We start from the raw sequence: 2027 nt of genomic DNA on the forward strand, positions 1-2027 counted from the left end.
CGGCAAGTTCCTGGGTCGCAGCATCAATGAAAGTTGCGAGTCGATTGATCATCGAGACCTTGCCCGAAAAGGACTCCTGCGCCATTTCAAGTTCAAAGGAGTCCCCTCCCCTGCCTTCGCGCATCGAGGCTATCACCAGCGTCACATTGTGCTGGTTCACAAATCCACCCGTTCTCAGAAACTCGCTCGATGTGTAAAAGCCCGAAGTGGACGCAAGGCTCTGCAGCGGGAGCGTTTCACTACTGATTTCTTCTTTGCCCCAAAAGATTCGACGTACTACACAAGAAAACGCCTTGATTATTTCAGGGCTAAACACCCCTACATTACGTCCGTCTTTTCGGACACTTGCAAGAATTGTCCACGGGTCGCCATAAGCAAGGCGCACCTTCACGCCTTCTTCGATATCCGACGACATGACTACGGAACCATCTTCGTTACAGGCTACCGGCGCACGCATGATGTCAATTCCATTGCGCTTGTAGAACAACGGGAATTCCAGCGTGTTGTAAATGAAGTGTTCGTCATTCTGGATATTCAAATAGCGGTGATAGACTTCATAAGCAGGCTCGCCATTCAGTTCATACAGCACCGGCCCCTTCGCTTTTGTCACCACAAATTCACGGCCAAGGGGTTTCCAGCCAATCACATGGGTGGTATAGACAAAGAAGTCTTCGCCCCCCATCAAAAGCACTAGGACTCCCTTTCCTGAATACCCGCCCACATTCGAAAACACGCATGTTTCCGTACTTGTCAGACTCGGATTAATGGCGCCACCGCCAAAAATCGCAATCGAGGGGTCCACATCCTTGAACGCATCGCAAAACGGTGTCATAGAAACACCAAGAGTCGTCAGCTGCAGTTCAACCGCCTTCACCCACGGATTCGCCTTGATTTCTTCTTTAATACTGCCAACCACATCAACGGCATTGTCCGCATCCATCGTATACTGCAGCAATTTTAGCTGAGTCGTAGGATATTCAAAAATCGTACAGACAACGGAAATTTCGGCATTTGATATATGCCCATCCACAATGTTGCCAGCCGTGGAACAACCCATGTAAATGGAATCCGGAAAATTCTGCGAAATGACGTCACAAACCAGGTCTATCTGCCCACGATCCATGGAGTTCGAATAAATCTGGAATACCACATGAGAAAACACTCGTGATTTACACCAGAGACTAATCTTGTCAAGGTCGCGTTTTAACGTAGTGATACTGTGGTAATCGAACTGGAATTGTTTCATGTCTCTGAGATATCCCTATAATATATATCAATATAGAAGATACTACAAAGAAGTGCATTACGTTCGAAAAAAGTTACCCTATTTATTCCAAATTGGAATATTTGTGGTAAAAGTGACTAAATCACGAATTTTTGGATAATTTCGGCAATTCCGCCGTGGTCGTTGTCCGCTTTTGTGACATAGTCGGCCACCGATTTAGCCACATCGGAAGCGTTCGCCATGGCAATTCCTACACCTGCGGCCTCGATCATGGGGCAGTCGTTTTCTTCGTCGCCCACGGCGATGGTATCCGAAAGCGGGACCTTATAAAAATCGGCCATAAAGCGCACCGCGTCTCCCTTGTTGGACTGCATGTGCGAAAATTCGAGCATTTCGGGTTTGCTGAACACGTCAAAGAGCTTGCCCGCCGTGGTCTTGCGCATTTCGGCGCGAAAATCGAGCAGGCTATCGTGATTAAACGGCGTAATGATATTCACCTTGATGGGAGGCTTTACCACCACATTGATGAAATCACCGTAGTAGTCGCGAATATCCTTGACAACCACGTAGTCCATCTTCATCAGCCGGCAATATGTCTTGAGTTGTTCCGTCTCGTATTCCGAAACTACCAGATCGCCGGAATAGGTGTGTGCATGCATACCCGCCTTGTGGGCCGCATCCATAATGAACTTGACCGATTCTACCGGAATGTAGCGCGTCAAAATGGACTGTTCGGTGGAATAATCGTAAATGAGCCCGCCATTGAAACTCACCAGGAAAAAGCCCGGCTTGTCGAAGCCGT

Annotated in this window: 2 protein-coding genes; both read right to left on the reverse strand. The window is 48.1% G+C overall.

The window, feature by feature from the left end:
- Window positions 1-1246: FIST N-terminal domain-containing protein (locus Q0628_RS02460; RefSeq protein ID WP_298767989.1), on the reverse strand; the 1246-nt coding region annotated here is incomplete at its 3' end.
- Between the two features lie 116 nt (window positions 1247-1362).
- Window positions 1363-2027: HAD hydrolase family protein (locus tag Q0628_RS02465; RefSeq protein ID WP_298767990.1), on the reverse strand; the 665-nt coding region annotated here is incomplete at its 5' end.

The sequence above is a fragment of the uncultured Fibrobacter sp. genome, from assembly GCF_937877005.1.
Taxonomy (GTDB): domain Bacteria; phylum Fibrobacterota; class Fibrobacteria; order Fibrobacterales; family Fibrobacteraceae; genus Fibrobacter.